Raw genomic sequence first — 20868 nt, forward strand, 5'->3', positions numbered from 1 at the left:
GCGACTATTCGGATTCCCCGGATGGTTCCTCGAAGCCGTAGAGCGCGAGCAGCTCGGCGTGGCGTTTCAGGGCGGCCCGGGGGCCGCCGCCATCACGTCGACCGATACACTGCGCGACGGGGGCGCCCGCCCAGATTTCATTGGGGCCCACGTCCTTTTTCACCATGCTTCGCGGAAGGATAACCGCGCCGTCGCCGATGGTCACGCCAGGTAGGATATAGGTGTGCGGGCCGATGTAGCAGTTCTTGCCGATGATGATGGGCGCAGTCTGGTGCGGGGTCAGGCGCCAGTGCACATCCGTGCCGTGAAAGGTGTGGTTCATGTCCCGCAGCACGGCGTAGGGCTCGATGCGGGTTCCGGCGCCGATTTCCACGCGATCATTGCTCGCGATCATGACATGCACGCCCAGCTCCACCTCGTCGCCGACGAGGATCCGTCCCTGGCCGTGCGTCCGCAGGAGGACATTGTTTTCCACCACGCAGCGCGCCCCCAGCTCCACGTGACCCTTGATCTCCAGGTAATCGCAATCGAATCGGCAGCCAGGGCCAACCTTTTTGAATTTTTTCTGGAATCGGCGCGCGCGCCAGGCATCAAAGAAGCTCATTGGGTTTATCCTTCGGGCGGTATTGTACTTGCGGAGCCGCGGGCGCACAACCCGCGCGGGGTGCGCGTCGAATTTGTGCATGCTCCGGAGAGTGTAAGGGCGCGGAAGCTGACCACAATATGTAGTGCCACTGAACAAATCGCAGTTTTTTCCGGAATCGTGAATTGGAATTCTGTAGGTCGCTATTCGATTCAAATAGAAAGACTTAGCGTTTTCGTGATGTGTACGTTTTTCGGAAATTTTATTGTACAATTTTGTACTTGCACATATATTGTGTACGTGATACCATGGAGCCCGGCATCGAGGATTGGGAACGGATCCTGCCCTGTATCGATGATCCAGCTGGTGTGAAATGGCGCCAATGCGGGCCGGGGAAGGCGAGTAGGTTACATGGGAACCCGAATACACCTGTATGCCCTGCCGGGGCTGCCGATCCGTCTTGAGGATCTGACGCCCCAACCCCTGCTGGCCCGTTGCGCGGGGGCCTTATCGGCGCGGGGCCACGTCGCGCGCATCTACGACGCGGGGTCGCTGGCTTGCCTGGATCAACCGGAGACGCGTGCGCTCGCGCATATGATCGCGGAGAGCGGGGCGGGGCCCTGGCCGCGCCATTTTCCGGGGGGATTGGGCCGCATCGCCCGTGCGCTCCGCCAGCACCGTGCGGCTCGGGTGCGGCGCGTGGTGGCGGAGGAATGCGAACGCCCGTGCCCGGCCGTGATCGTGATTCAGATCGGGCGCCAGAAGGACGTTCCGGAGGCCCGGGCGCTTGCGGCGGCCTTGCGCGAGCGCCGTCCACAATCCGTGATCGTGGTGGTGGGCGCCTTCGTAAACGCCTTTGCGCGGCCATTGCTGGCCGCCGCGGGCGAATTCGACGCCGCTTGCACCGGGCCGGCGGAGTCGGTGCTGGCGGGCCTGGTCCGGTCGCGCCGGGATCGTTCCAGCTGGGACCGAATTCCGGGGCTCGTGTATCGGCGCGGTGCGTCGGTCGCCGCTGGATCGGCGCGCATGCGGCCGCTGGAGCCGGACTTCGCGCCAGCCGCCTACCATCCGCGGGTGTATCCCGCGCTCCTGCACGCGGGCAAGATCAAGCTGTTTACACTGCAGCACAGCACCGGCTTGCGCCATGCGGGCCACTATCGCGGCGAATGGGCGCGGCGGCCGGTGCACGTGCGCGAGGCGCGGCAGTTGCGCGCCGAGATGCTCTACCTCTTTGAACTGTACGGCGCGCGCGCCTTTCACATCGCCGGCCCCCATACACCGCGCGAGGCCGCCCTCGAACTGGCGCACGAGTGCGCCACGCTTCCCTTCGAACTCGTGTACGCCCGTGACGGCCACGTTCTGGAGACGGATGGCGAGCTGCTCCGCGCGCTCGTCCGCTCGGGGTGCCGTGTAATTCGATTCGGCTTGTTGACGGGAAGCCAGCGCCTTTTGTCGGATTACTACGGGGAGGACTGGACCGTCAGCGAGGTCGAGGCCTGCATGCGTATGTGCCGGGCGCACGGAATGCGCCGCCACGTCTCGTTTGTATACCCGTGCCCGGAAGACGACCGCCACACCGCCGCGGAGACGATCCGGATGATTCAACGCTGCCAGCCCGACAGCGCGTGCTTCTCGCTGCCCGAGCTCGCGCCCGGCAGCGTCTGGTTTCAGCATGCGCGGGCCTGCGGCTTCGGCATGCCCGGGGGGCGCCTGGCTCGTTGGGTGGGGGGGCATGGCGTTGCCGCGGAAGTGGCGGGCCGGCCGCCGGTTCGCCCCTTCACGATGCGGGGCCTCTGGGGACGCGCCCTGGCGCAGCAGATTCGGTCGTTGTCCTCGGAAATTGAACGCCGCGGAATCCCCATCGAATCGGGTGGCGCGTCGTGTCTGCTGTCGGAAGTCGACCCGGGCGCAAGCGGCCTGGGCGGCCTGCTCGCGCGGCTTGACCTGGACCCGCTCCATGCTACTATTGACTCCTACAACGGCCGGGCCACGGCCTCCATCGACACACTGGATCTTTCCCCGCCGGCACGGATGCGGGAAGCGGTAGGGAACTGAGCGCGCCATGGAAGTAAACGCAGTCGTTATCACGGGGATGGGGGTCCTGTCCTGCAATGGCATAGGCCGGGAAGCGTACTGGGATGCGATTGCGTCCGGACAATCGGGGATCCGGCGGATAAAGCGCTTTGACGCCTCGGACTTGCCCTGCCAGATCGCGGGGGAGCTGTGGGACTTCAATCCCGAAGATTTCATGAAAAAGAACGTGGTCCGCAACTGGAACCGGCACGTGCACCAGGCGATTGCCTCTTCGAGGCTGGCGGTACAGGACGCGAACCTCAAGGGCGCGGGCTACGATCCGGAACGGATCGCCGTGGCGATGGGGACGAGTATCGGGTCGCCCGACGAGGCGTACCGCGGGCACATGGAGGCGATGGAGAGCGCGGGGTACAAGAAGATCAACAAACTCGCCTCCTCGGCGTTTTCCGGACACTCGGCCACGGTGCACGTCTCCATTGATATTGGCGTCCGCGGCCCCGCGATTACCATTGCGAGCGGCTGCGCGACGGGGCTGGACGTGTTGAACTGGGGATACAACCAGATCCGGCTGGGCCAGGTGGACGCGGCGGTCGTGGGCGCGACGGAATCCCCCATTTTTCCGCTATCGCTGGCGTCCGCGTGCTCGCTGGGCATACTGTCGAAGCGCAACGATGATCCGGCGGGCGCCATGCGCCCCTTCGACCGGCACCGCGACGGGATCGTGTTGAGCGAGGGCGCCTGCACGCTGGTGCTCGAGCGCGCGGACCGGGCCCGGGCGCGCGGCGCGCACATTTTCGCGGAAGTTGCCGGCACGGGGTCGGCGGCGGAGGGCCAGAATCCGCTGATGCTGGAGGCCGAGGGGAAGACGCTGGCGCGGGCGATCGAGACCGCGATTTCCAGCGCGGGGATCAACCGCTACGACATAGGCTGCATACAGGCCCACGGGGTGTCGCTGGACATGTACGACCGCTGCGAGACCAACGCGTACAAGCGGGTCTTCGGCGAGCAGGCGTACCGGATACCCGTAAGCGCGGTGAAATCGATGATCGGCCAGTCCTATTCCACGGGCGGGCTGATGGGCGTGGGGGCGGCGCTCCTGACCCTGGAGCGCGGGATTCTCTCGCCGACGTTGAACCTCGAGGACCCCGATCCCCTGTGCGACCTGGACTTCGTCCCCAACCGCGCCCGCCTCAACGACATCGACACGGCGCTCGTGGTTTCCATCAGTTTCGGGGGCACGCACTGCGCCTCCGTCCTGCGTAAGGTTGCCTGAACGTGCCCGCGCATTCCTTCATCATAACCTCCTCCCTGCTGGTGCTGGCGGCGCTTTCGAGCTGCCTGATGGGGCTGGTGGTCTTGATGCGGAATCCCGAGCGCATAACGCACCGCGTCTTCGCGCTGCTCGCGTTCAACCTGAGCGTGTGGTCGATGGGCGTGTTCCTCATTGTCCACTCCCAGAGCGAAGAGACCGCGCGGCTGTGGATCATGGCGACGTTCGCGGTGGCCAGTTTTCTTCCCGCGACCTTTTACCATTTTATTGGCTATTTCCCGGACCAACGATTCCGCGGGATGGCGTGGTACCTCTACCTGCTCTACGGGATGGCCTTTGGCCTGACCGCGCTCGTCAACACGCGCTGGTACATTAAATCCCTCACCTTCGTTCCGGGAGATGTTCCCAAGGCGACCTACGGGATCGTATTTGAAGTGTACGGCGTCATGCTGGTGGCGACGATGGTGTTGATGTTCGCCAACCTGTTCCGGAAGCTCCGGAAATCCGAGGGCATACAGCGGCGGCAAATCGAACACGTCCTGGCGTCCATATTCGCGGGCGTGGGCCTCGCCTCGGCCACGAACGTCATCGCGCCCGCGGTCTTCGATATCGACAACACGCAACTCTACGGCCCGTGCTTCATGGTGCTGATGATGGCGGGGCTGGCCTACACCATGGTCCGCTACCACCTGCTGGATATCTGGCTTGTCATCTCGCGCACCACGGCCCACGTGGTGGTGACCTGCATCATCTTCCTGATGTATTTCTCCGTGGTGACGCTGACGCACGCCGCATTCATCCAGGCGGGCCCGGAGTACACCATTCTCAGCATCGCGCTGACGTCCATGCTGGTGGCGGTGGTCATCCAGCCGCTGCGCGAGCGGGCGCAACTCGTGCTCGATCGGGTGATCCGGCACCGCCGCTACGACGCGGAGGCGCTGACCCAGCGGATCGTCCGCGTATCGAATAAGTACGTCCAGCTCGACCAGATTATGGATCGCGTATCGGTCGATCTGCGCCAGACCATGGGCGTGACCGGGTTCCGGCTGCTCCTGGCGGACCGGGATCGCGGCCCGGAGTTGCACACGGCGTTCGTCTCCGGGGCGGTGAGCGGGGAAATCGAACAGCCCCTGGATTTCGTGCTGGAGTATGTCGGCGCGCATCACGAGCCCCTGCTCCTCGAAGAACTCGAGCACCGCGCGCCAAACCCGCATACCGTCCTGCTCGCGCGGCAGCTGCGGGAGCTTGGCGCCCTGGTGCTGATGCCGCTGGTGACGCAATCGGGCGTGCTCGGGATGGCCCTGCTTGCCGAGAAAGACACCAGAGAGCCCTATACCCTGGAGGACTGGCGGGTCTTCAACACGATCGCCGGGTCGCTCGCGGCGGCGGTGGAAAACGCGCGGCTGTATACCGAGCTCGAAGAGCTGAACGGCCACCTCGAGCTCATTCTCCGCAACATGCGCGGCAGCGTCATCGCGGTCGACAACAAGGGCGTGATCAACACGATCAACCAGGAAGGCCGGTCCATGCTGGGGCCGGTGGTCCCCGGGATGACCCTGGATGTGCTGGACACAAAGGTCGCCCGGCTGCTCCAGATGACGCTGGACAACAAGCGCGATATCCTCGACGTGGAGACGACGATTATCAATGGCGTGGGCGAGGAGATGCCCGTGGCCATGTCTACTTCCTGCCTGGAACTGCCGGGCCAAGGGATGAAGGGGGCGATGGTGCTGATCCACAACATGACGCAGATCAAGCGCCTGGAATCGAACGTGCAGCGCGCGGACCGGCTGACGTCGATCGGCACCATGGCGTCCGGGATGGCGCACGAGATCAAGAATCCGCTCCAGTCGATTAAGACGTTTACGCAGCTCCTGCTCGACCGCTTCGACGACGCGGACTTCCGGAAAACCTTTGCGGAGGTGGTCCCGCCGGAGGTGGACCGGATAGACAGTATTGTGACTCGGCTGCTTCATTTTGCGCGCCCCAAGCCCGTCTCCTTCCAGCTTCACGACCTGCGCGGCATTATCAAGAACGTATTTGCGCTGGTGCGGAATCAGCTCCGAAAGGAGGGCATTCACCCCGATCTGGATCTTCCAGAGGACAACGTGGATGTGATGGCGGACGACCAGCAATTGCATCAGGTGTTCCTGAACCTGGTGTTGAACGCGATCGAGGCGTTGTCCGACGCCCATAATCCGGTGATTGAGGTTCGCGTGTGGACGGGGCACGGGCGGCTGCAGCAGCGGGGTACGGGCCTGCGCCACGAAGTGCCCTGCGTGCGGGCCACAATCCGGGACAACGGGTGCGGGATTACGCGCGACCACATGAAACAGCTCTTTACTCCGTTCTTCACCACGAAAAGCGACGGAAGCGGACTCGGCCTTTCCGTCGTTCACGGCATAGTAACGGAGCATCAGGGCGTGATCGATGTCACCAGCACCCCGGGGGCGGGATCGTCCTTTACCGTCACGCTGCCGCTCGCCGGCAGCATGGAGACGATTGAAAGGGTTGGCTTATGAACGTGCTCCTGGTCATTGCGGAGGACCGGGGCGTCTGGGAAGCCTTGCGGGCATCCCTTCCGGAGGGCGACCTGGTGCTGCACGAGCTCGACGTGGCCACGGCGCGCCGCCGCATCGCATCCGTGAACGTTGACGCGATATTTCTGGACGACACCTCGCTCTCGGGGGAGAATCTGGTCGAGGCGGTGAAGGACATGGCGCCGGGCATCCCGCTGGCGGTGCTTTCGAACCGGGAGGACCTGCTGACGCAGGCGGCGCTGACCCGTTCCGGGGCGAACGCGGTGCTGACGAAACCGTTTTCCTGCGAATCGCTTCAGGAGGCGCTGGCCTCGCTGCTCCACACGACCTACATTGCGGCGGGCGCGTCGCAGCCGGTGGACGTGCCCGCGTTGCCCGGCGCGTCGCTCGGCCAGCACCAGATGGCGCTGCGCTGGATCAGCCGCCTCACGAACTGCAAGGCCGATTTGGAACGGCTGGCCCACCGGCTGATGGAGGGCGCGGTCGACATTTTTGACGCCACGCGCTGCTGCCTGCTGCTGGAGCGGGAAGGCCAGGTTGCGGTGGCGGCTTCGCACGGGCTCAGCGACCACATTACGGGCCAGTTGCGACTCTCGTTCAGCCAGGGCTTGATGCACTGGTTCGACAGCCACGCCTGCCTGTTCGACATCATGGCGATCCGGTCGGCCCCGGAGGCCATTAAGGAGTTGCAGGTGCTGAACGGGATTCTGGCCGCGCCACTTATGCGGGACGGCCAGGTCTTTGGCGCGCTGGTGCTGGGCGACAAGGCGTCCGGCCTTTCCTACGTGCAGGAAGAGCGCGAGCTGCTGTCACTTTTTGTCCGATCCGTTGAGATACTCTTTGAAGACGTCTACGGGCGAAACCGGCCCGGCTACCAGGGCCCTGCGCAGCTCATGGCGAGCGATCTGCCCGTGGGGATGGTGGAAATCTCTCCGGAGCGGAAGGTGGTGGCGATGAACCGGCGCGCGGAGGCGCTTCTACAGCTGCCCGCGACGAAGGTGGTAGGTTCGAGCGTCCAGCGGCTCGGCTCGGCCTTCGCCGACGTGGTGCTCCGCAGCATTGCGCGGAACGAGCCGCGTTACCACGAAGTCATCCGCGATCCGGTGACGAACGGCCAGCTGAGCATCAACGTGGCTCCGGGCGACGCGGGCGGGGCGATGGTGGCGTTTCTGCCGCAGACCGAGGAGCGCGTTTCTCAAGAGGAAATCGCCTACAGCCCGTTCTGGGAGTACCTCGCCACGCGCGTGGCGCAGGAAATTAAAAATCCGATGGTCGCGATCAACACCTTCGCGCAACTGCTGCCGCGGAAGTACGATTCCGAGGACTTTCGGGACGCCTTCAGCCGGGTGGTGCAGCAGGAGGTGGAGCGGATCAACCGGGTGGTGGAGACGCTCTTCGAGTTTGCCCGTAACCCGAGCCTGCGCCTGCAGCAGTGCGACGTGAACGACACGGTGCGATCGGTGCTCGCTTCGTTCGAGTCGGAGCTTGCGCGCCATGCGATCAAGTTGGATCAATCGTATGATCCCGAAGTCCTGCAGACGGAGCTGGATCCCGTTTTCATCAAGCAGGCGGTGCACAACGTCGTGCAGAACTCGATCGAGGCCATGCCCGCCGGGGGCACGATTCAGGTGCGCACGGCGCGCCGGGACAAATCGATCGAGATCCGGATATCGGATTCCGGCCCCGGCGTTTCCAAGGAAGATTCCGACCTGATCTTCCTGCCGTTCTACAGTACGAAAGAGCAGGGTATGGGCCTGGGACTGACCATCGCCAACCGCATCCTGCACCAGCACCAGGGCGCCATACGCTGGGTCACCGACGAGAAGGAGGGCAACTATTTTGCGCTCCAGATACCCACGACGGAGCTAAGCCATGCAAACGATCCTGGCCATTGACGACGAGCTGAGCATTCGCGAATCGTACCGGATGATCCTGGGCGACGACTACCGGGTTCATGTCGCGGAGGATGGCGAAGCCGCGCTGGAAGTGCTCTCGGAAAAGCATGTGGACCTGATTCTCCTGGATCTGACCATGCCGCGGATGAGCGGCATGGACTTTCTAGAGCGGCTGGAGGAGCGCGGCGAGACGGTTCCCGTGATTATCGTCACCGGGTCGAACACGGTGGATATCGCCGTGCGCGCAATCAAGAAGGGGGCGCGCGAGTTCGTGATCAAGCCCTTCGATCTGGACGACCTCCTCGCCCTGGTGGAGCGCACGCTGGAGGAATTGCGCGAAAAGCGCGAGCTCTCCACGCTCCGCGAGCAGGGCACGGCCGGCTTCGACAACATCATCGGGAACGCGCCCGCGCTCATGGAGGCCCTGGCCAAGGCGCGCCAGGCGATGGACGTCGATTCGACCGTGCTCATTACCGGCGAGACCGGAACCGGCAAGGACGTGCTCGCGCGGGCCATCCATTTCGGCGGCGGGCGCAAGGACAAGCCCTTTGTTCCCCTGTCGTGCTGCGCCATTCCCGCGAACCTGGTGGAGAGCGAGTTGTTCGGGCTTACCCGCGGCGCCTTCACCGGGGCCACCGAAAGCCGCATCGGCAAGATGCAGGTGGCCGACGGCGGTTCACTGTTTCTCGACGAGATCGGCGAGATGCCCGTGGAGGCCCAATCAAAGCTCCTGCGGGTGCTGCAGGAAGGCACCTTCTACGCCGTGGGCGGCAACCGCGAGATTGAAGTGGACGTGCGCTTCATCTGCGCCACGAACCGGCCCTTCGACCGCGCCATCGCCGAGGGCCTGTTCCGCCAGGACCTGTACTACCGTATCAACGTGCTGCCGATCACCATGCCGCCCCTGCGCAAGCGCCGCGAGGATATCCCCCAGCTCGTGGCGCACTTCGTGGCCAAGCACGGGCCGCGCGTAAACTCGCGGGTCCAGGATTTCGAGCCCCGCGCGCTGTCCCGCCTGGCGGCGTGCCAGTGGCCCGGGAACATCCGGGAGCTCGAGAACACGGTGGAGCGGATCCTCGTGTGCCACAGCAGCGAGCGGGTCATTCGCGCGGAGTTTCTGAACGGCATCGTTGCCGCGGAGGGAGGCGTCGAGGTCAGCGGCCTGGAGGACTTCGCGGGTCTGCCGTTGCAGGAGGCGACGCAGCGCCTGGAGCGGCACCTGATCAAGAAAGCCCTTGAACAGTGTAATTACGTGCAATCCCAGGCCGCCGACGCGCTCGGCACCACGCGCCGCATCCTGAAATACAAGATGGACCAGCTCGGCATCACCGACGATCACGACAAACATTCGATAGCGAGTTAGGGTTCGTGGCGCTTACGCCGGGGAGCGCGTGGTACTGAATCGAGCGCCACGAAGAACACATGGCAGCCTGTTGGCGCAACCGAATATGGGATCACCACGAATGGCATGGGGCAGCCGCTGGCCGCAACCAAGGAATTGATCACCACGAAGGGCACGAAGTCCACGAAGGAAAGAAGTTGGAGAAGGATTGATATTCACGCGACGGCGCAGAGGAGAAAAGGCGCAAAGGAGATGATCCAGGGCGCGATGCGCGGTTACGGTGGGCGGGGATTGGATTTGGAGCCACAAAGAGCACAGAGATCACAAAGAACACGGGGTGCCTCTGGCCGCAGCCAGGGAACTGATTACCACGAAGGGTACGAAGAGAAACAGAGAAGGGCTTTAACCGCAGAGAACGCAGAGAGCGCAGAGGATGGCTCTTGTACGCAGATGAAGTAGGTGGTTGAATGAGGGTGCGTTTTTGACCACGAATGGACACCAATGCAGACGAATGCGCCGGGAGCGGCGGCTGGCCACGATCAGGATTTGTGACCACGGATTACACGGATGACACGGATAGCAATTGGTTCCGGTCGTTGAGGCGTGCCGGCGGCTGCGTGCGTTTTTCGACGCAGCCTGTTCGGATTGTTCAGCATCGGAATTGTAGCGGGGTTGAACGGGTGGCGGGTTGTTCGGTCTCGTCTGGATCGCGCAAGTGGTTCAAGATGAACGTGCATGCGCTTAATTCAGCTTTTTTGAAAAGCAGAAGGTGATGCATAATGGCGCAAATGGAAACGTCTAGAACACGAAGACGCGTATTAATCGTGATCGCGGCGGTGGCTGTCCTCGGGGTCGCCTTTTACCTGCATTTCTTTCTCTTTCGCAGCATGGGGTCGGGCCCCGCGGGTCCGCCCGTGCCCCTGGCGCCCTTTGAATCGGTCTGGACCGATCGGCCGGTGCTCCTGCTGGGGCTGGGCGACAGCGTTACCGCGGGCTATGGCGCATCCGAAGGCAAGTCCTACGTGGCCCGGCTTGTGAAGAATCCGGAAGACGAGTTCGAGGACATGGCCGGGCGCAACCTGGCCCGTGTTTTCCCCAATCTGACGGTCCGCAACCCATCCGTGAGTGGCTCGACGTCGTTGGACCATGTGCGCGACCAAATCCCCGAGATCGAAGTCCAGCCCGAGGAGACCCTCGGCATTGTTGTCCTGACCACGGGCGGCAACGACCTCATCCACATGTACGGCAGGACGCCGTCCCGGGAAGGCGCCATGTACGGCGCCACCCTCGAAGAGGCCGAACCCTGGATTGCTAATTTCGCGGCGCGGCTCGATGGCATGATCGAAGACATCGCCGCGAAATTTCCCGGCGGCTGCCAGATTTTCCTGGCCAACATCTACGATCCGTCCGACGGCGTCGGCACCTTCGCGCCGGTTGGCCTGCCGGAATGGCCGGACGGCCTCGCCATCCACGCGAAGTACAACGACATCATCGCGCGTTGCGCCGAGCAATACGATTTCGTTCACCTTGTGGACATGCACCGTGAATTCCTCGGCCATGGGCTCTTTTGCCGCCAGTTTTGGCGTGAACACTACGACGCGGGCGATCCGCACTACTGGTACTTCACCAACCTCGAAGATCCGAATGATCGCGGCTACGACGCCATACGCCGCCTTATGCTGAACGCGATGGCGGGCGTTTTCGCGGGCGAAGCGGCGCCGACCCGGGCGGGCTAGCCGATTTTTCACGCCCCACCGGCTTTCGCCCGGGGCAGGGGATTGCACATGGAATACCGGAACCGAGACGATGTTATCCAACGTTTTGACGGGCTCGACATGGACGCAGAAGGCCGGGAGTACCTGGCCTTCAACGCGGCCCGATATGTGCGCCTCCTGGAGCGGGCCGTCCACTGCCGGCAATTGTTGGATGTGGAGGCCGCGCGCGTGCTTGACGTGGGGCCGTCGTTTTTCACGGCCCTCCTTCGCGACGCATTCCCCCGGGACGCCATTCTCGCGCTGGGAATCGATCACGCGGCCTCGCGGGGCGGGCACTGGCCCCCGGCGCTGGCGCTCGATGGCGTTACGTTTCACGGCTACGACCTTCGCTCCGCGGGCGACCCCGAATCGTGGCTCCGGATAGAGCCCGTGCATCTCATCGTGTTCTCGGAAGTCCTGGAGCACCTCCATCTCGCGCCGTCCCACGTGCTGTCATTCTTCCAGTCGCTCCTGGCGCCGGGCGGCTATCTCCTGCTCACCACGCCCAACGCAGCGACCCTGCCGAAACGCCTGCGCTTTGCGCTGCTGGGAAAGAATCCCATTCCCCTGTTCCGGGAAAACGCGGAAAACCCCGGGCATTTTCGCGAGTACAGCCGGGAAGAACTGCGCGCGGTCGGCGAGGGCTGCGGCCTCGAAGTGGTCGAGTCGCGGATCTACAACGACACCTACGCGCTCGAGCTCGACAAGTACCACACGCCCAAGGGGCGGCTGATACGCCTGCTCTCGGACATCGCACCCGAGAGCATGCGCGAAAACCACTACGTGCTATACCGTAATCCGGCGTAGCGGGCACGGTTCCCGCCCCTGCGCGGGCGCGGCCTTTTCTGCTATGATCCCGCCTTCCGCGCGGCCCTGGCGGCGCGGCGACTAGCGAAGCAACCCGCGGCCCGAAGCGCCGCGTACCTCCCGGGAAGGAATCTCATCGCATGCGCATTACCGTTGTTGGCTCCGTCGGACTGGATACCGTTGAAACCCCGTCGGGCCGCGTGGAAGACGCCCTCGGCGGCGCCGCCGTCTACTTTTCCCTGGCCGCGGCGAATTTCGTGCCGGTCAATCTGGTCGGCATTGTCGGGGACGATTTTCCCGATGCGCACATCAAGCTGCTGCAATCGAAGCCGATCAATCTGGACGGCCTGGAGCGCGCGCCGGGCAAGACCTTCCGCTGGACGGGAAAATACCACGACGATGTGAACGAGCGCGACACGCTGGACACCCAGCTCAACGTCTTCGAGACGTTTCACCCGAAACTGCCGGAAAGCACGCGCGACGCGCCGTATCTCTTCCTGGGGAACATTCACCCCGCGCTGCAACTGGAGGTGCTCGACCAGGCGAAGCCGAAGTTTATCGGCCTCGACACCATGAACCTCTGGATCGACATCACGCTGCCCGAGTTGAAGGCCGTACTCGCGCGCGTCGACTGCCTGATCATAAACGACGGCGAAGCGAAGCAGCTTACCGGCGAGCTGAACCTGCGCGACGCCGCGCGCGCGATCCAGGGCATGGGACCGTCCATCGTCGTGATTAAGAAGGGTGAGCACGGCTGCATGCTCTTCGGCGCGGGCGGCGAAATCTTCGCCATTCCGGCGCTGCCGCTGGAGGTTGTGATGGATCCGACCGGCGCGGGCGACAGCTTCGCGGGCGGCTTCATGGGCTACATTGCGCAATCGGACGCCACCGACTTCGACACGTTGAAGCAGGCGGTCGTGTATGGCAGCGCGCTGGCTTCCTGCACCTGCGAAGCCTTCGGGCCAAGCGCGCTGGCGGCGGCGGACGCGGCCCGGGTGGAGGCGCGCTACCGGGCGTTTCAGGCATTGACCGCGTTCTAGGCCGCGCCGGAAACCGGCATACGCCGCATTTGCATCGCGGCGGCGCCTGGTATATCCTGCTTTTCTACAAATAACACCTCGTAATGCGCGGTGTTCGCGGCTGCCAGGCAACTAGCGGCCCGGCGCGTTCACGGCCATACCCATATTCAGAAGGAGCCATCCCATGTCAGTTACCCCGTCCCGCCGGGACTTCCTCAAGACGGCCTCGCTGAGCGCCGCCGCCGTATCCATGAGCGCGGCAAGCTACGCCCGCGTCAAGGGGGCCAATGAACGCATCAACCTGGGCCTGATCGGCTGCGGGCGGCGCGGCGTGGGCGCGCACATGGCCGGCGTCCACAACCACGATAAGGATGAGAACGTGCAGTTCGTGGCCGTCTGCGACCCGTGGAAGGTGTCACGGGACAGCGCCGCCGAGCGCGTGAAGGAGTGGTACGGGATCGACGCGAAGCAGTTCGTGCACTATGAAGAGTTGCTCGCGCTGGACGATGTGGACGCCGTGATGATTGCGTCCTGCGACCACCAGCACACCATACACCTCGAGGCGACGGCGAAGGCGGGCAAGGATACCTATTGCGAGAAGCCGCTCGCGAATGACTTTGCGTCGCTGAAAACCGCGGTGGAGGCGGTGGAGAAAAGCGGCATCATCTGCCAGATCGGCACGCAGCTCCGGAGCTATCCGAGTTTCACCGGCGCCCGGGCCGTGGTGGAGTCGGGCGTCCTCGGGACGATCAGCCGCGTCGAGCAGGTGCGCAACAGCGCCGACCCGTACTGGTATGGCTACATTCGGGACGTGAAGCAGGAAGATGTGGCGTGGGACGTGTTCGACATGGGCACGTCGAGCCGGAGCTTCGATCCCGTGGCCTACTCCGCGTGGATGGGCTACATGGAGTATTCGCAGGGGCCGGTGCCGCAGTTGGGCGTGCATTTCCTTGACCTGGTGCACTACATCATGGGATCCGGCTGCCCGAGCAGCGCGGTCTGCCAGGGCGGGGCCTTCATCTGGAAGGACGAGCATGAATTCACCGCGCCGGATCAGGTGAACGCGCAGTACGTTTATCCCGAAGGCTTCATGGTTTCCTACACCTCCAACTTCGGAAACGGCAGCGGCAACCTCTTCAAGGTCTACGGCACGCGCGGCACGATGGACCTGACGGATTGGAACAACCCGAAGATAACCAAGGACGGCTGCAAGAAGGGCGAGACCCCGCTGGAGCCCGGCGATGGAAACGTCGCCCCGGTGGAGCGCCCGAACCACGTGTTGAACTGGTTGCGCTGCCTGCGCACCCGGGAGACGCCCCACGCGCCGATCCAGGCGGGCTACGATCACTCGATCGCCTCCATCATGGCTGTCGAATCCCTGGCGACGGGCCGCCGCCAGACCTACGATTTCGAAAAGAAAATGATAGTGGCCGGATAGTCCGGATTCGGGTTGGGCATGCAGCGGCTTCGGGCCGCGGGAGATTTCGTATGAACCGGCGTGATTTTCTATCCAATTCGGCGGCCGCCGCGGTTGCCGCGGGATTGGCGCCGCGCGCATCGCACGCGGTGGCGGCGGAACCGGCCGATGCCTGGAAGGTCGGTTGTTTTACCCGCCCCTGGGCCGATCACGAATACACGATCGCGCTCGACGCCATCGCCGAGGCGGGCTTCACGTGGTGCGGCTTCATGAACACCACCCGGAACGGCAAGGGCGGCCAGATGCTCAACTGGGACACCCCGCTGGAAGAGGCCGCGGCGATGGCCGAGGCCGCCAAGTTGCGCGGGCTGAAGGTGGCGGCGGGCTGGGGCGGACGCTTCCCCACGGAGCAGGGCCTCGACGCCGGCATCGCGGGCCTGAAGAAGCTCATTGACGTCAGCGAGGCCGCGACGGTGCCCGATATTCTGCTTGGCGGCGAGGGGCGCGCCGAGTTTCTGGAGGTCTACGAGTCGGCGATTAAGGCGTGCCTCGATTATGCGGCGGGCAAGGGCGTGCGCATCTGCATGAAGCCGCACGACACCTTCAATTTCACCGGCGAAGACTGCAAAAAGACGATGCAGCGGATCGGGCATCCGAATTTCGCGTTCTACTACGATCCGGGCAACATCCTGCACTACTCCAAGGGCCAGCGCGCGCCGGAAATGGACAGCGAAAGCATCGGCGATGTGGTGCACGGGATGTGCGTGAAGGACTACCGGGAAGGCCAGAGTGTGAACATCACGCCGGGGACGGGCCAGGTGGACTTTCCGAAGGTAATGGCCAACCTGCGCGCCGCCGGTTTCCAGGGCGGGCCGATGATCATCGAATGCCTGAACCCCGGAACGCTCGACGAACTCCTGGCGGAGGCGAAAAAGACCAAAGCCTTCGTAGAGCAACTTATCGCCGGGGTGTAGCCCGCTACCGTTGCGGGCGCGGCAGCCGGATCGTCAGATCGCGGTTCTGCTCGCGCCACCGGTATCGAAATACGGCCTCTTCTCGCGTGAAAGACACGAGTTCGCACCCGTTGTAGGCTTCGCCTATGGCCATCCACGCGTCCTCGGGCCCGTCTTTCAGGCCCACGCGCATTTTGTCGCTCCCGATTTGGCCCGGGCGCATCGCGAGCCCCTCCAGCATCTTTCGGAGATCCGGCGCATTCGGCGCGGGCGCTGGAGCGGCGGGCGCATCCGGGATCAGCGGGCCCCAGAGTTGGGGTTTGTCCAGGATGGGGTTCAGGACGGCCGCATAGTCCAGGTCGCCCCGGATGGTGGCGGGCGCGCGGTCGGGTACCCGCTCCAGCTCGCGCGCAAGATCCGCCCGGATCGCGTTCATGGGGCTGAAGACCAGGTCCCAGCCGATCTTCATCGCGATCAGCAGGACGACGGCGGCGGTTGCCCGATACAGCCTAGTATCCATCCGCCGCCTCCTGGCCCGGGTCATGGACCACGATCCGGGCCAGCCGAATTCGTGCGGCGACTTCCGATCGCGCGGGATCCCGCCGCAGGTCGATGTGGTCAATGCGCAGGGATTGCGGGCTGGACTGTATGCGCTCGAGGTAGGCCAGCAGGTCCGGGAGCGGCGCGGGCGGCAGGTCGAATTCGATCTGGTACTCGCGGAACCCTTCGCCGCCATCGATCAGGCGTCCGCCCCGCAGCTCCGGGATCGATACCAGCGCGTCGCCCTCGCTGTCGGTGCGCACCGGCACGCCGTTCTCGTCCAGCGGCGGGGGATAGCGGTAGGCGAGCCGGTAGATTTCCTGGCGGAGGCGATCGCGGATTTCCGATTCGGTCCAGGCGCTGGAATGCTGGGCGGCGGCGGCGGCGAATCGCGCTTCCACACTTTGCCGCCGGGCGATCTGGTAGGCCTGGTTGACGATGTCCGACTGGAGGCGGCTGATTTCGGCGTCGAGGCGATCGAGCGAATCCAGCGCGGCGCGCCCGCCGAGGACGGCCAGGAAGAGGGCGGCCAGGCCGGCGGTCGCGACCGCCAGCAGGCGTTCCCGGGGAGAGCGCGCGGCCCAGGCGTCAGCGAGGCGCGGCATTGCGCGTTCCTTCCTGCGGGACGGGAATGGTGACGTGGTAACTGAGCACCGCCTCGTTACGTTCCTGGATCGCGGTTTCGTACTGGCTGTGGGCGCGCGCGAGGAGCGCCATGCCGCCTTCTCCAAGCGCGCGGAGGCTGCCGAGGAATTCCCCGAGCACCAGGTCCTTCGAGCGCGCCCGCCCCCAGATGTCAAGCCCCTGATCGCGATTGTAATCTACCCGCGTAATGGTGAAATCGGATGGGGGGGCCGCCTGGGCAACGGCCGAGAGCAGTTCCAGAAAAGTGGCCTCGCCTTCCACCTGGCGCGCAATGACCTGAAGGCGTTCCAGCTTTACGGCGATATCCCCCGCTTCGGGGGCCTGCGATTCATACTGTTGCCGGAGTTCCCGCACCAGGAGGGCCCGCTGGATCCAAGCCTGGGCGAACCACGCGGCCAACACAACCAGGACGATGCCCGCGGCGCCCGCCAGGCGCAGGGCCCGCCGCTGCACGCCGCGCAGGGCGCGATCGCGCGTTACGGACGCGGGCAGCAGGCTCAGCGACACCGGCGCGCGGCCCGCCGCCATGCATGCGGCGCCCAGCGCGGCCAGCGGCAGGCGACCGGCCAGGTCCGCCGGGTTTTCGATCATGGACCCGATGTCCAATACCGGGGCGCAGGACTTTTCAAGGAGTTCGCCGAGGAAAGCCGCGATATCCTCCGCGCGTGCGATATCGCCGCTGGTGTAGACCTGATCCGCGCCCAGCCCGTCCTCGCACTCCCGGCGGCAGGCCGCGAGGGCGTCGCGCGTTTCGTAGGCGAGGAACTCGCGGCTTTCGGCGGTGTCCAGCGTCAGGGGCGTTGCGTGCGCGACGCCCCGGGTGAACCGGGGCAGACCGTTGTCCGTCACGAGCACTTCCAGGCTGCGCGCGCCGGCGTGCGCGAAGGCGGAACGTTCTGTGTGGTCTCCGGGGGATTGAGCGAGGGCCGCGTGGAGGCAGATTGTGCTCAGGTACACATCGCGCGGCTCCAGCCCCGCGCCGGCCAGCAGCGCGAGGTGGCGCTCGAGGGTCTCGCGCGGGATGGCGGCGACCAGCACGCGCGAATCGCCCGAGGGAAGATCCGACAGGCGCGCATGGCTGAAAAACTGCGATTCCGGCGCGGCGGGGGAGTATTCGCTCGCGGTGAGCGCGATCATCGAGGCGATCTCGCGGTCATCCCGCGCGGGGAGGGTTACAATGCGGGCGGTGGTTTCGTGGCGGGGAATTATGCTGTAGATTGCGTCGCGGCGCACGCCGCGGGTCTCCACGAAGCGCGCCAGCGCGGCGCTGGTGAGCGGCGACCCGAGATCTTCGGTGTCCAGCGCCTCTACGCGAAACCGTTGCCCCACCGGCGTCAGGGCCACGTGCGTGATGCAGTCATCCCCCAGTTGAAGAATGGAATATGCTGCGTCACTGCGAGCCAAGGGATTCCTCCGACCACGAAAGCAGGATGGGGGCGCCGGAACCGTTTGGCAGGCGCACCACGGCGCTACACGCGGCGCGGATGCGTCCACCGCGCCGTGTCGCCAGTCCGGTAATCTTAAAAAAGTCCGAATCGAACTTGCAATGGCGCTGGAGGGATTGCATCGCGTCGCCCGCGAGGCCCGTCGCGGACGCAAACTGCTCCCAACTCGTGTAGGGGCGATCATCTGCGGTTCCGGGCGCGCCATCGTCGCCTTCGCGCCACGCCACGATGGTTTCCGCGTCTTCCTCCGTGACGTTGGGAATGCGCACCAGCACGCCGGCGGGGGCGGTGTTCACATTGATCCGCCCGTCGCCGAAGGCCGCCAACAGATCGCGCAAGCCGGGTGTTTCGCCCGCGCCGCGCCAGGCCGCTTCGTCCACGTCGTCGAGGTCGCGAAGCTCGGCGATATCGTGGAAGCGTACCGGTCCCTCGCCCGGCGATGCGCCCGAGTCGCCGACGCCCGTGCGGCGCGCGTGGATTGCGCGCAGGGCCGATCGCGTGAGGCCGGGCAGGTTCTCCAGGATCTCCAGGGGCGCCGTGTTGATATCGATCCGGCGCTCCAGGTCTTCGATGCGCACGAGAGCGACGTCCTCGTCGAAGCCCTCGCCCGGATCCAGCAGGCCGCCGGCGGCGTACAGGTCCAGGGGCCGCGCCCAATCCTGCCCGAGGTAGTTGATCGGCGCCAGGGCCGCCTCGGGGATGGGGTCGAATTGCGCCTTCAGATCCATCAATTGCAGCTCGACCAGGCCGCGTTCCACCGCGCCGCGCGCCGCCAGCCGGCACTGGGTGGTGTCGAGGCTGTACCGCGCCGCCTGCACCTCCAATCGCGCCCGGTGGTGGTACGAAAGCGTCACCACGGTCAGCATGGCCACCACCCAGAGCACGCTGACCAGAACATAACCGCCGCGCGCCGGGCTCATGGTGCGCTCTCCAGCATGCGGGCGATCTCCCGGGCGTCGCGCTGCCGGTTGAGGGTGCGCGTGACCAAAACCGTCTCGAAGGAAAGGCGTTCCTCCGGACTCCGATCGTCCTCCAGGATTATGGAAACGGCGATGGCCTGCGGTAGGCCCCAGCCGGGCTGGTGGCGATCGGCGCGGCGTGGCTCGACCGGAACCGGCGGGCCGCGCCAGTACTCCGGGTCGGGCCGCGCGACCCAGAGGTAGCGCACCTGGAATTCCCGCACCCCCCGGGCCGCCACGAAACGGGCTTCGTTCCGCACGCGAATGCGCGTTTCATCCAGCGCCGTCGCGTCCCGGACGGCGCCGGGCAGCACGCCCTCGACGATGGCCTCCTCACGGACGAGGGTGGCGTTCGCGCGATCGTGGCGGTAGCGTATCCGCATGAGCCGACGCCCCTCGCCGGACGTTACATTGACTGGCTGCGCGACGGCGTACATGGTAAACCCGTCGTCCGCGCCTTCGAAAAGCTGGCTGCCTCCCGCGTGCAGGTTGCTGTATTCCTGTTCCAGGAGATCCAGCACGTGCCGGGCCTGGCGGTGGAGCCCGCTGTCGCCCTCGGCGGATCGCCAGGCGGCGATGGTGGTCTGAAACAGGGAATACACCGACGCCATTACGATGCTCAGGAGCACCGTCGCGACGAGCACCTCGGCCAGCGTGAAGCCACCCCGGCTCGCGCGGTTCGGATTCATTGGCCCACCCCGCCGGGATCGGTCCAGAGGCGTCCGGGCGCGATCAGGGTGGCGGCGGACACCGAAACCGGCTCTCCGGCGCGGGTCCAGCGTATCTCGAAGTGGACCCGGCCCATCGGGTGCTTCATGGCGGCTTCCAGTGTGGCGCGCCGCGCGGGATCGAGTCCCGGCGGGAGGTCGGGGGGCTCCAGCGGCGCCTGCTCGACGTACCACGCGTATTCGAAACGATCAAAGGGGGGCTCGAAGACGCCCGACTCGGTCGCGCCGTCCGCGAGGCGCGGGGCGAGGTCGACCTCCGCCGCAAGCTGATCCAGCAGGATACGCGCGACCGTGTAGTCCCGCGCCAGCCCGCGCGCCTGAATCGCGGTGTAGAGCGCCTGCTGGACCGCCGCGGCCGTGATGCTGAGCACCGCCATCGCCGTCACGGTTTCGACGAGAATATAGCCGCGGCGTCCCCTCACGGCGCGACCTCAACACCGCCCAGGATGCCCGTGGTGCTTATGGTGGCGCCCGGCTCGTCCCCGCGCGCCAGGCGGATCCGGACGCGGTCGCAGGCGCCGTTGGGCAGGCACGCCACGTAGGAGAGCCGGCGCGCGCGATCCGTCCGGGCGTCGAGGCGCGCGATGCGTAGGCCGGGAGGCAGCGTATGGAGGCCGCCCGCCGCCGGGTCCGCCAGCGGTTCGAAGCGCTTGTCATGGCCATCGCCGCCGGCCCAGCCCTCAAGCCAGTAGGTCTGCGCGCGCTCATCGAGATACAGCCGGATTTCCCGTCCCTCGCGGACCGCGAGTTCCTGCGCGTAGAGCAGGCGCGCCACCAGGTCGCCCTGGGCGCCGCGCCGTTGCAGGGCGGTGACCGCGCTGCCATACAACGGCACGATAACGGCGGTCAGGACCGCCAGGATACTGACGGTAACGATAAGCTCCAGCAGGGTGAAGCCGGGTCCCGATCGGATTCGGCGTGGCGCCAGGGCGGGCAT

The 20868-nt window shown here is 65.3% G+C and carries 18 protein-coding genes; 10 read left to right on the top strand and 8 right to left on the bottom strand.

All coding sequences use genetic code 11. The annotated features are described in order from the left end of the window. Window positions 1–4: 4 nt before the first annotated feature. Window positions 5–604 (bottom strand): acyltransferase, encoded by a 600-nt coding sequence (locus KF886_18270; protein ID MBX3179305.1) that lies wholly within the window; start codon window positions 602–604, stop codon window positions 5–7. 390 nt (window positions 605–994) lie between these two features. On the opposite strand from KF886_18270, the gene KF886_18275 reads away from it, so the two are divergent. The 10 genes from KF886_18275 (at window position 995) to KF886_18320 (ending at window position 15635) form a co-directional block, all read left to right on the top strand. Further along, a complete protein-coding gene (locus tag KF886_18275; GenBank protein ID MBX3179306.1) occupies window positions 995–2638 on the top strand; it encodes a hypothetical protein in 1644 nt (547 codons plus the stop codon). Between the two features lie 7 nt (window positions 2639–2645). After that, the gene (locus KF886_18280; protein ID MBX3179307.1) at window positions 2646–3890 is read left to right on the top strand and encodes a beta-ketoacyl-[acyl-carrier-protein] synthase family protein; all 1245 of its coding nucleotides are present in this window, start codon (window positions 2646–2648) and stop codon (window positions 3888–3890) included. 2 nt (window positions 3891–3892) lie between these two features. Then, window positions 3893–6409: a hypothetical protein gene (locus KF886_18285; GenBank protein MBX3179308.1), complete on the top strand. Its 2517-nt coding sequence runs from the start codon at window positions 3893–3895 to the stop codon at window positions 6407–6409. Next, the gene (locus tag KF886_18290; protein MBX3179309.1) at window positions 6406–8322 is read left to right on the top strand and encodes a GAF domain-containing protein; all 1917 of its coding nucleotides are present in this window, start codon (window positions 6406–6408) and stop codon (window positions 8320–8322) included. The genes KF886_18285 and KF886_18290 overlap by 4 nt, the downstream gene beginning before the upstream one ends. Then, the gene (locus KF886_18295; protein ID MBX3179310.1) at window positions 8300–9685 is read left to right on the top strand and encodes a sigma-54-dependent Fis family transcriptional regulator; all 1386 of its coding nucleotides are present in this window, start codon (window positions 8300–8302) and stop codon (window positions 9683–9685) included. Before KF886_18290 ends, KF886_18295 begins: the two co-directional genes overlap by 23 nt. Window positions 9686–10452: 767 nt before the next feature. Further along, the gene (locus KF886_18300; GenBank protein ID MBX3179311.1) at window positions 10453–11400 is read left to right on the top strand and encodes an SGNH/GDSL hydrolase family protein; all 948 of its coding nucleotides are present in this window, start codon (window positions 10453–10455) and stop codon (window positions 11398–11400) included. Window positions 11401–11448: 48 nt separating this feature from the next. Next, window positions 11449–12225 (top strand): methyltransferase domain-containing protein, encoded by a 777-nt coding sequence (locus KF886_18305; protein ID MBX3179312.1) that lies wholly within the window; start codon window positions 11449–11451, stop codon window positions 12223–12225. Between the two features lie 140 nt (window positions 12226–12365). Next, on the top strand, window positions 12366–13265 hold the full coding sequence (locus KF886_18310) for a sugar kinase (GenBank protein MBX3179313.1): 900 nt from the start codon (window positions 12366–12368) through the stop codon (window positions 13263–13265). A gap of 163 nt (window positions 13266–13428) precedes the next feature. Beyond that, on the top strand, window positions 13429–14682 hold the full coding sequence (locus tag KF886_18315) for a Gfo/Idh/MocA family oxidoreductase (protein MBX3179314.1): 1254 nt from the start codon (window positions 13429–13431) through the stop codon (window positions 14680–14682). Between the two features lie 50 nt (window positions 14683–14732). Then, window positions 14733–15635, top strand: a complete 903-nt coding sequence (locus KF886_18320; protein ID MBX3179315.1) for a sugar phosphate isomerase/epimerase — start codon at window positions 14733–14735, stop codon at window positions 15633–15635. A gap of 4 nt (window positions 15636–15639) precedes the next feature. Here the strand turns inward: KF886_18320 and KF886_18325 are convergent, their stop codons facing one another. The 7 genes from KF886_18325 to KF886_18355 are packed head-to-tail and all read right to left on the bottom strand — an operon-like array spanning window position 15640 to window position 20868. Beyond that, window positions 15640–16134: a hypothetical protein gene (locus KF886_18325; GenBank protein ID MBX3179316.1), complete on the bottom strand. Its 495-nt coding sequence runs from the start codon at window positions 16132–16134 to the stop codon at window positions 15640–15642. Further along, window positions 16124–16759 (bottom strand): hypothetical protein, encoded by a 636-nt coding sequence (locus KF886_18330; protein ID MBX3179317.1) that lies wholly within the window; start codon window positions 16757–16759, stop codon window positions 16124–16126. Before KF886_18330 ends, KF886_18325 begins: the two co-directional genes overlap by 11 nt. Continuing rightward, the gene (locus tag KF886_18335) at window positions 16743–18203 is read right to left on the bottom strand and encodes a hypothetical protein (GenBank protein MBX3179318.1); all 1461 of its coding nucleotides are present in this window, start codon (window positions 18201–18203) and stop codon (window positions 16743–16745) included. The genes KF886_18330 and KF886_18335 overlap by 17 nt, the downstream gene beginning before the upstream one ends. Continuing rightward, window positions 18190–19164: a general secretion pathway protein GspK gene (locus tag KF886_18340; protein MBX3179319.1), complete on the bottom strand. Its 975-nt coding sequence runs from the start codon at window positions 19162–19164 to the stop codon at window positions 18190–18192. The genes KF886_18335 and KF886_18340 overlap by 14 nt, the downstream gene beginning before the upstream one ends. Continuing rightward, window positions 19161–19892 (bottom strand): prepilin-type N-terminal cleavage/methylation domain-containing protein, encoded by a 732-nt coding sequence (locus KF886_18345; GenBank protein MBX3179320.1) that lies wholly within the window; start codon window positions 19890–19892, stop codon window positions 19161–19163. The genes KF886_18340 and KF886_18345 overlap by 4 nt, the downstream gene beginning before the upstream one ends. Next, window positions 19889–20353 carry a type II secretion system protein gene (locus KF886_18350; GenBank protein ID MBX3179321.1) on the bottom strand — a complete coding sequence of 155 codons (465 nt, stop codon included), beginning with the start codon at window positions 20351–20353 and terminating at the stop codon, window positions 19889–19891. The genes KF886_18345 and KF886_18350 overlap by 4 nt, the downstream gene beginning before the upstream one ends. Then, window positions 20350–20868 (bottom strand): prepilin-type N-terminal cleavage/methylation domain-containing protein, encoded by a 519-nt coding sequence (locus KF886_18355; protein ID MBX3179322.1) that lies wholly within the window; start codon window positions 20866–20868, stop codon window positions 20350–20352. The genes KF886_18350 and KF886_18355 overlap by 4 nt, the downstream gene beginning before the upstream one ends.

It is taken from the genome of Candidatus Hydrogenedentota bacterium (assembly GCA_019637335.1).
Classification (GTDB): domain Bacteria; phylum Hydrogenedentota; class Hydrogenedentia; order Hydrogenedentales; family JAEUWI01; genus JAEUWI01.